Origin of the sequence: Dawidia cretensis, from assembly GCF_018598175.1 — a bacterium.
Classification (GTDB): Bacteria; Bacteroidota; Bacteroidia; order Cytophagales; family Cyclobacteriaceae; genus Ohtaekwangia; species Ohtaekwangia cretensis.
Genome location: NZ_JAHESE010000184.1, coordinates 1 through 282, shown reverse-complemented (window position 1 = coordinate 282; position 282 = coordinate 1). Strand labels below are relative to the sequence as shown.

General features: G+C 49.3%; 1 protein-coding gene. It reads left to right on the top strand.

Features of this window, described 5'->3' with window-relative positions; genetic code table 11:
* Positions 1–32: 32 nt before the first annotated feature.
* The coding region (locus tag KK062_RS30285; RefSeq protein ID WP_254088120.1) for a hypothetical protein at positions 33–282 on the top strand (250 nt) is incomplete at its 3' end.

The following is a 282-nucleotide window of genomic DNA, read 5'->3' as shown; positions in this document are numbered from 1 at the left end:
ATGGTATAGAGTTGACCTTAAGCGGCACCGTGATGAGTAAGGCTAATTTCCAGTGGAAAATGGATCTTGCTGCCAGCCATGCGTCGAATAAAATGGAGAAATTCTCCGATGACATTTATAAAGTTAATTTCCGAACCTTTGCTCCGATTGGCGGTAGCGGCGCGCTTGGCGATGCCATCCGTACGTTCGAAGGCGGCGCCATCGGTACTTTCTACGGCAAACGCTTCGCCGGCTTTACAGAAGACGGTAAGTGGTTATTCTATAAACGCGATGGTAGCGTGG